This window comes from Pseudomonas sp. SDO5591_S426 (genome assembly GCF_054070755.1).
This window is the reverse complement of sequence record NZ_JBSVXD010000227.1, coordinates 1-7,773: the sequence shown is the minus strand read 5'-3', so window position 1 is coordinate 7,773 and position 7,773 is coordinate 1. Positions and strand designations below refer to the sequence as shown.

The following is a 7,773-nucleotide window of genomic DNA, read 5'->3' as shown; positions in this document are numbered from 1 at the left end:
CTTTTGATTTTGTTCTTCATGATCAAAAGATCGCAGCCTTCGGCAGCTCCTACACGGATTTTCAGCAGCCTTTGAAAATCCCGGGCCGCCGTTCTACCAGCGACCGCACACCCTCCTGCGCATCCTCACTGGTCAGCAACTTCTTCACCAGCGTCGGTAATCCTTGTGCCGCAGCGGTTTCCCCTTCATACCGCGCCTGCCGGGCCGACATCAGCGTCGCCTGGACCCCCAGCGGCGCCTGTCGCGCGATTCGCTCGGCCAGCTCAATCGCTCGCGGCAGCAAGTCCTCACTGGCCATGACTTCCTGCACCAGGCCCAAGTGCAAGGCGTCCCGGGCATCGAACTCGTCGCCGGTCAGCATCCAGCGCATGGCATTGCCCCAACCGGCCACCTGATGCAGGCGCAAAGTGGCCCCGCCAAACGGGAAAATCCCGCGCTGTACTTCCATTTGCGCGAAGCGGGTGTTGCTGGCGCACAGGTTGATATCTGCGGCCAGCATCAATTCGATGCCGATGGTCAGGCAATAACCCTGCGCGGCGACGATCACCGGTTTGCTGACCCTTGGCCCGGCGAACACGCCCCATGGATCGCAACCGCCGGGTGGCGCCTGCCAGCCTTCGGTCAGCGCCGCGCTGGCGCTCACCAGATCCAGCCCGGCGGTGAAATGTTCGCCATGACCAAAGACCACCGCCACCCGCGCCTCGCTGTCGGCTTCGAACTCGCCGTAGGCCAGGCTCAGTTCGTTGAGCAGGTCGAGGTCGAAGGCGTTGCGTTTGGCCACCCGATCCAGGCCGATCAACAGGACGTGACCGCGTTTTTCACGGCTCACACGACTGGTGTTGAGCTCTTTCATGGTGCATTTCCTCGGGCGGGAAGGGGAGTCGGACCGACGGTCCGGGTGGTCCGGGTGAACCGTTTTAGCGCCATAACCCGCAAGGCCGGGCCTTTGAAAAATAGACGCTTGCACGATTATCCGCAAAGCCTGTGACAGAACGCCGTACGCGGGAGTTTTGCGATAAAAAAAGCTCCCTTTTTCGGCAAATTCCGGTATAGTGCGCGCCGGCCTTTAGCCGGGCCGCGTTTAGGTAGAGCAATTCCCCGAAGTCAGCTTCGGCTGCACGTCCGTACTGCGGACTCTCCCTTGACGATTCTTTTCATTCATTCGTTTTCGCAAATCCCCGCCGACAAAGCTGCCAGGGCGACTCTTGAGTCTCAACACGGCACGCGCAGCTTTGGAGCATGGGTCTTTGCGGATGCACTTAGAGGCAGACCCATGACCCAGGAAACCGGCGGCTTCGCCGCTTTTAATCTCAATCCGAATATTCTTGCAGCCGTCATCGCGACTGGCTACGAAGAGCCATCGGCTATTCAGCAGCAATCGATCCCGATCATCATGGCCGGTCACGACATGATTGGTCAGGCGCAAACCGGTACGGGTAAAACCGCTGCGTTCGCCCTGCCGATCCTGCATCGCATCGATCCTGCAAAGCGCGAGCCGCAAGCCCTGATCCTGGCCCCAACTCGTGAGTTGGCGCTACAAGTTGCAACCGCTTTCGAAACCTACGCCAAGCAAATGCCGGGCGTAACTGTTGTGGCTGTCTACGGCGGCGCGCCGATGGGCCCACAGCTGAAAGCAATCCGTAATGGCGCACAGATCGTTGTCGCCACTCCGGGCCGTCTGTGCGACCACCTGCGTCGTGACGAAAAAGTACTGGCGACCGTGAACCACCTGGTTCTCGACGAAGCCGACGAAATGCTCAAACTGGGCTTCATGGACGACCTGGAAGTTATCTTCAAGGCTCTGCCTGCAACCCGTCAGACCGTATTGTTCTCGGCCACCTTGCCGCAGTCGATCCGTGCCATTGCCGAACGCCACCTGCGCGATCCGCAACACGTGAAGATCCAGACCAAGACCCAGACCGTTACCGCGATCGAACAGGCTCACCTGTTGGTTCACGCTGACCAGAAGACTTCGGCCGTTCTCAGCTTGCTGGAAGTGGAAGATTTCGACGCGCTGATCATGTTCGTGCGTACCAAGCAAGCGACCCTGGACCTGGCCAGTGCCCTGGAAGCCAAAGGCTACAAAGCCGCTGCGCTGAACGGTGACATCGCCCAGAACCAGCGTGAGCGCGTGATCGACTCCCTCAAGGATGGCCGTCTGGACATCGTTGTGGCGACCGACGTTGCTGCTCGTGGTCTGGACGTTCCGCGCATCACTCACGTGTTCAACGTTGACATGCCGTACGACCCAGAATCCTACGTTCACCGTATCGGCCGTACCGGCCGTGCCGGTCGCGAAGGTCGTGCACTGCTGCTGGTGACTCCACGTGAGCGCCGCATGCTGCAAGTGATCGAGCGTGTAACCGGTCAGAAGGTTGCTGAAGTTCGCCTGCCGGACGCTCAAGCCGTTCTGGATGCGCGCATCAAGAAACTGACCAACAGCCTGTCGCCGCTGGTGGCTGATGCTGAATCGACCCACGGTGATCTGCTCGATCGCCTGACCGCCGACATCGGTTGCAGCCCGCGTGCCCTGGCCGCAGCCCTGCTGCGCAAGGCAACCAACGGTCAAGCGCTGAACCTGGCCGCTATCGAGAAAGAGCGTCCACTGGTGCCGAACAACGCACCGCGTGGCGATCGTCCAGAGCGTTCCGGTGATCGTCCTGAGCGTGGTGACCGCGAGCGTCGCGCACCAATGCCGCTGGGCGAAGGTCGTGCTCGTTGCCGTACCGCGCTGGGTGCGCGTGACGGTATCGCTGCCAAGAACCTGCTGGGCGCCATTCTCAACGAAGGTGGTCTGGCTCGCGAAGCAATCGGTCGCATCCAGGTGCGTGACAGCTTCAGCCTCGTCGAGCTGCCGGAAGATGGTCTTGAGAAGTTGCTGACCAAGCTGAAGGACACTCGCGTTGCCGGTAAGCAGTTGAAGCTGCGTCGCTACCGCGAAGATTGATCCGCCCCCGGGCTGATTGATCGAACATAAAAAATCCCCGACTGGTTCGGGGATTTTTTTGCCTGCAAAAAAGATCGCAGCCTGCGGCAGCTCCTACAGAGAAATGCGATCCCATGTAGGAGCTGCCGAAGGCTGCGATCTTTTGATCTTCATCTCAGCCGAAGCGATAAATATCCATGCCCAGCGCACCCATGGTGAACCCTTTGTGGGCAACGCTGAATTCGCCTCCGGCGCTGCGGGCAAAGTACAGCGGCAACAAATGCTCGTCGCTGGGGTGGTTGCGCGCGGCGTTCGGTGCTTGTTGGCGATAATCGTGCAGGGCCGCTTCGTCGTTCGCCGCCAGCTTCTCGATCATCCAGTCGCGGAACGCCTGCGCCCAAGGTTCGACGCTTTCTGGGCCGGCATGCCAGTCCAGTTCCCGCAGGTTGTGGGTGATGCTGCCGGAGCCGATCACCAGCACGCCGTGTCCGCGCAGGCTGGCCAAGGCATGACCGACGCGGGTTTGCAGGGCGGGTCCGCCTCGGGTGGGCAGCGAGACCTGGACAACCGGAATATCCGCTTGCGGATACATCAAGGACAAAGGCACCCAGACCCCATGATCGAACGGCCGACGGGCATCGATGCGCGCCGGAAGGTCGGCGGCGTTCAACAGCTCGACAACCTCTGCGGCCAGTTGAGGTTCGCCAGGCGCCGGGTATTGCACTTCGAACAGTGCCCTTGGAAAACCACCAAAGTCATGCCAGGTTTCGGGCTGGGGATTGCCGCTGACTAATAGCTCATGGCTTTCCCAATGTGCAGAAACAATCACGATGGCTTCGGGTTTGGGCATTTCTGCCGCCAGGCGAGCCAGAGCCGGCCCACTGGCACCAGGTTCCAGCGCAAGCATCGGGGAGCCATGGGATATGTACAGGCTGGGGAACATGAATGAGCTCCTGAGAGTTAAGATGCACCATCTTCAGTCAGATCATTGATCTAAATCTAATATAAGTTTTAGGGTGTTTTGATCGAATTTTCGGGGTTATTTATGCAGCCGGAGTTTTGGCACAAGAAGTGGGCGTCGAATCAGATCGGCTTTCATCTGCCGCAGGTGAACCCTCATCTGAAGCGGTTCTGGCCAGCGTTGAGCCTTGAAGAAGGCGCACGCGTGTTGGTGCCGCTATGTGGAAAAAGCCTGGATTTGCTATGGCTCGCCCATCAAGGTCATGAGGTCTTGGGAGTCGAACTGTCGGAAAAAGCCGTCGAGGAGTTTTTCAGTGAACATGGCTTTGATCCGGCCGTTAGCGAACAGGGGCCGTTCAAGGTTTATCGGGCAGGTTCCATTGAGCTGTGGTGCGGCGATTTCTTCGAGCTGACGGCAGGCGATGTTGCCGATTGCTCCGCGCTTTATGATCGCGCTGCGTTGATCGCGCTGCCGGTGGACATGCGAGAGCGCTATTCCGCCCATTTGACGCGGATACTGCCAAAGGAGTCTCTTGGACTGCTGATTACACTGGACTATGACCAGTCGCAAATGTCCGGCCCGCCGTTTGCCGTGCTCGATGAAGAAGTGCAGCAGTTGTTCGGGGCTTCATGGACGCTGAAGATCCTGGAAGATCAGGATGTGCTGAGCGAGAGCGGGAAATTCCTGGAGGCGGGTGTCACGCGGCTTGAGGAGCGGGTGTATCGGGTTTCCACTCGTTAAAAGACCGTTGTCTGTGCGGGTCTCGGCAGACAAAAAAAGGCCCGCATCGCTGCGGGCCTTTTGTTTTGCTGTGGAGTCTCTTAGCCCCGACGACGAGCCAGAGCGTCGATACGCTCTTCCAGCGGCGGGTGGCTCATGAACATGCGGGCGAACCCTTGCTTGATGCCACCGTTGATGCCGAAGGCGTTCAAGGTGTCGGGCATGTGCACCGGCAGGCCTTGTTCCGCACGCAGGCGTTGCAGGGCGCCAATCATCGCGGCCGTACCGGCCAGGTTTGCACCGGCTTCGTCAGCGCGGAATTCGCGTTTGCGCGAGAACCACATCACGATGGCGCTGGCCAGGATACCCAGGACCAATTCGGCGACGATGGTCGCGACGTAGTAGGCGATGCCCTGGCCTTCTTCGTTCTTGAAGATCACCTTGTCGACAAAGTTGCCGATGATCCGGGCGAAGAACATCACGAAGGTGTTCACCACGCCCTGGATCAACGCCAGGGTCACCATGTCGCCGTTGGCCACGTGGCCGATTTCGTGGGCCAGAACGGCTTTCACTTCATCCGGCGAGAAGCGTTCGAGCAAGCCCTGGCTGACCGCGACCAGCGCATCGTTCTTGTTCCAGCCGGTGGCGAAGGCGTTCGCCTCGTAGGCCGGGAAAATCCCGACTTCGGGCATCTTGATCCCGGCTTCGCGGGACAGTTGCTCGACGGTTTGCAGCAGCCATTGCTCGTGACGAGTGCGTGGCTGGGTGATGATCTGGGTGCTGGTGCTCATCTTCGCCATCCACTTGGAGATGAACAGCGAGAACAGGGAACCGGCGAAACCAAAGACCGCACAGAAAATCAGCAGCTGATTGAGATTGAGGTCAACCCCATTGGCCGCCATGAACCCGTTGAAGCCGAAAAGGCTCAGGGTGATGCTGGCAATCAGCACGACCGCCAGGTTAGTGGCCAAAAACAGCAGGATGCGCATCATGGTTGTAGAAATCTCCTTATGCTAAAGATGTAGCGTACTGCGGGGTATATAAGGTGCTGCACCGGGGTATTCAACCGGGTGACTATTTCAAACTGTGTCCTACAGCAATAGCTTAGTCGCTTGAAGGACTTTTCCGATGGTGCAGCGGGAAGTGTTTGTAAGCCACTTGACGCCCCGACCCCCGTCGTTATTAGACGCGAGCAAGCCAGGTGTTATCGATCAGGGAGTGAGGTGTCAGGGGGCGGCAGGGCGCAAGCATGTGTTGCTGAATGAATCGCCGTGCGATGGTTTGGCATCGCACGGTGAAGGCCATTTACTGGCGATAGGACTTGAGGAAGTTGCCGATGCGCCCGATGGCCATGTCGAGGTCATCGACGCGTGGCAGGGTCACTACGCGGAAGTGGTCCGGCCATGGCCAGTTGAAGGCCGTGCCTTGCACCACCAGCAGCTTCTCGGAAAGCAGCAGGTCGAGGACGAATTTCTCGTCGTTGTGGATCGGGCAGACTTTCGGGTCGATGCGCGGGAATGCGTACAGCGCGCCCATCGGCTTGACGCAGCTCACGCCCGGAATGTCGTTGAGCAGTTCCCAGGTACGGTTGCGCTGTTCCAGCAGACGGCCCTGCGGCAGCACCAGGTCGTTGATGCTCTGGTAGCCACCCAATGCGGTCTGGATCGCGTGCTGGCTCGGCACGTTGGCGCACAGGCGCATGTTGGCCAGCATGTCGATGCCTTCGATGTAGCTCTGCGCGTGATGTTTCGGGCCGGAAATGGCGATCCAGCCGGAACGGAAACCGGCGACGCGATAGGACTTGGACAGACCGTTGAAGGTCAGGCACAGCAGGTCCGGCGCCAGGGACGCGGTGCAGATGTGCACGGCATCGTCGTAGAGAATCTTGTCGTAGATCTCGTCGGAGAACACCACCAGATTGTGCTGGCGGGCCAGTTCCAGCATGCCCAGCAGCACTTCCTTCGAATACACCGCACCGGTCGGGTTGTTCGGGTTGATGATCACCAGCGCCTTGGTGTTCGGGGTGATCTTGGCCTTGATGTCGGCCAGGTCCGGCCACCAGTTGGCCTGTTCGTCGCACAGGTAATGCACCGGATTACCACCGGACAGGCTCACCGCTGCAGTCCACAGCGGGTAGTCCGGAGCCGGCACCAGCACTTCGTCGCCGTTGTTGAGCAGGGCCTGCATCGACATCACGATCAGCTCGGAAACGCCGTTGCCCAGGTAGATGTCTTCAATGCCGACGCCTTCCACCTGCTTTTGCTGGTAGTACTGCATCACGGCCTTGCGCGCGCTGAACAGGCCTTTGGAGTCACTGTAGCCCTGGGCGGTCGGCAGGTTGCGGATCACATCCTGGAGGATTTCATCCGGCGCTTCGAAACCAAAGGGCGCCGGGTTGCCGATGTTCAGCTTGAGGATGCGATGGCCTTCCTCTTCCAGGCGTTTGGCGTGCTTGAGCACTGGGCCGCGAATGTCGTAGCAGACGTTGGCGAGCTTGTTCGATTTGCTGACCTGCATGGCGATGTGTTCCCGAAAATGAACGATCCAGGCGGCGTGTGAACAACCGTACTGGGAATCCTGCGTAATCACACAGGCCTGACGCCTTGAGAGGCAGCATCCATAAATCCGTTTGAATGCGCGTGGTCTGGCTGCCAGACTGGCGTTTGACGAGGCGCAATCATACGTGCCGCCCGATCCGTGGAAAAGGTACAGATCGGGCTTTTTCAGCCGCCGAGGTGTGATGATGGAAAAGTTGGAAAAAACCCTGGAAGAATGGAAGGCCATGCTCGATCCGGAGCAGTACAACGTGTGCCGCCTCAAGGGCACCGAACGACCGTTCTCCGGCAAATACAACGACAGCAAGGTCGACGGGATCTACCACTGCATCTGCTGCAACGAACCGTTGTTCGATTCCAAGACCAAATTCGATTCCGGCTGCGGCTGGCCGAGCTTCTATGCGCCGATCGGCGACAACGCCATGACCGAAATCCGTGACGTCAGCCACGGCATGATCCGCACGGAAGTGGTCTGCGCCAAATGCGACGCGCACTTGGGGCACGTGTTCCCGGACGGCCCGCCACCCACCGGTCTGCGTTACTGCATCAATTCTGTGTGCCTGGACCTGGTGCCTCGCGAGTAAACCTCTGTAGGAGCACGGCTTGCCGGC

The 7,773-nt window shown here is 59.4% G+C and carries 7 protein-coding genes; 3 read left to right on the top strand and 4 right to left on the bottom strand.

Going from position 1 to position 7,773, the window contains the following annotated elements:
* Positions 1–61: 61 nt before the first annotated feature.
* Positions 62–853, bottom strand: a complete 792-nt coding sequence (locus ACW9JC_RS26905; RefSeq protein WP_457458798.1) for a crotonase/enoyl-CoA hydratase family protein — start codon at positions 851–853, stop codon at positions 62–64.
* A 420-nt stretch (positions 854–1,273) separates the two neighbouring features.
* Between ACW9JC_RS26905 and ACW9JC_RS26900 the strand changes: the two genes are divergently transcribed.
* Positions 1,274–2,947 (top strand): DEAD/DEAH box helicase, encoded by a 1,674-nt coding sequence (locus tag ACW9JC_RS26900; protein WP_338582246.1) that lies wholly within the window; start codon positions 1,274–1,276, stop codon positions 2,945–2,947.
* A gap of 154 nt (positions 2,948–3,101) precedes the next feature.
* Here the strand turns inward: ACW9JC_RS26900 and ACW9JC_RS26895 are convergent, their stop codons facing one another.
* On the bottom strand, positions 3,102–3,869 hold the full coding sequence (locus ACW9JC_RS26895) for a DODA-type extradiol aromatic ring-opening family dioxygenase (RefSeq protein ID WP_457458796.1): 768 nt from the start codon (positions 3,867–3,869) through the stop codon (positions 3,102–3,104).
* Between the two features lie 102 nt (positions 3,870–3,971).
* On the opposite strand from ACW9JC_RS26895, the gene ACW9JC_RS26890 reads away from it, so the two are divergent.
* The gene (locus ACW9JC_RS26890; RefSeq protein WP_457458794.1) at positions 3,972–4,628 is read left to right on the top strand and encodes a thiopurine S-methyltransferase; all 657 of its coding nucleotides are present in this window, start codon (positions 3,972–3,974) and stop codon (positions 4,626–4,628) included.
* A gap of 80 nt (positions 4,629–4,708) precedes the next feature.
* On the opposite strand, the gene htpX is transcribed toward ACW9JC_RS26890, so the two are convergent.
* Both htpX and ACW9JC_RS26880 read right to left on the bottom strand, forming a co-directional pair.
* Positions 4,709–5,599: a protease HtpX gene (gene htpX / locus ACW9JC_RS26885; RefSeq protein WP_338582242.1), complete on the bottom strand. Its 891-nt coding sequence runs from the start codon at positions 5,597–5,599 to the stop codon at positions 4,709–4,711.
* Between the two features lie 313 nt (positions 5,600–5,912).
* Complete coding sequence (locus ACW9JC_RS26880) at positions 5,913–7,124, bottom strand: pyridoxal phosphate-dependent aminotransferase (protein WP_008030363.1); 1,212 nt, start codon at positions 7,122–7,124, stop codon at positions 5,913–5,915.
* A 226-nt stretch (positions 7,125–7,350) separates the two neighbouring features.
* On the opposite strand from ACW9JC_RS26880, the gene msrB reads away from it, so the two are divergent.
* Positions 7,351–7,746: a peptide-methionine (R)-S-oxide reductase MsrB gene (msrB, locus tag ACW9JC_RS26875; RefSeq protein ID WP_457458791.1), complete on the top strand. Its 396-nt coding sequence runs from the start codon at positions 7,351–7,353 to the stop codon at positions 7,744–7,746.
* The last annotated feature ends 27 nt before the right edge of the window (positions 7,747–7,773 follow it).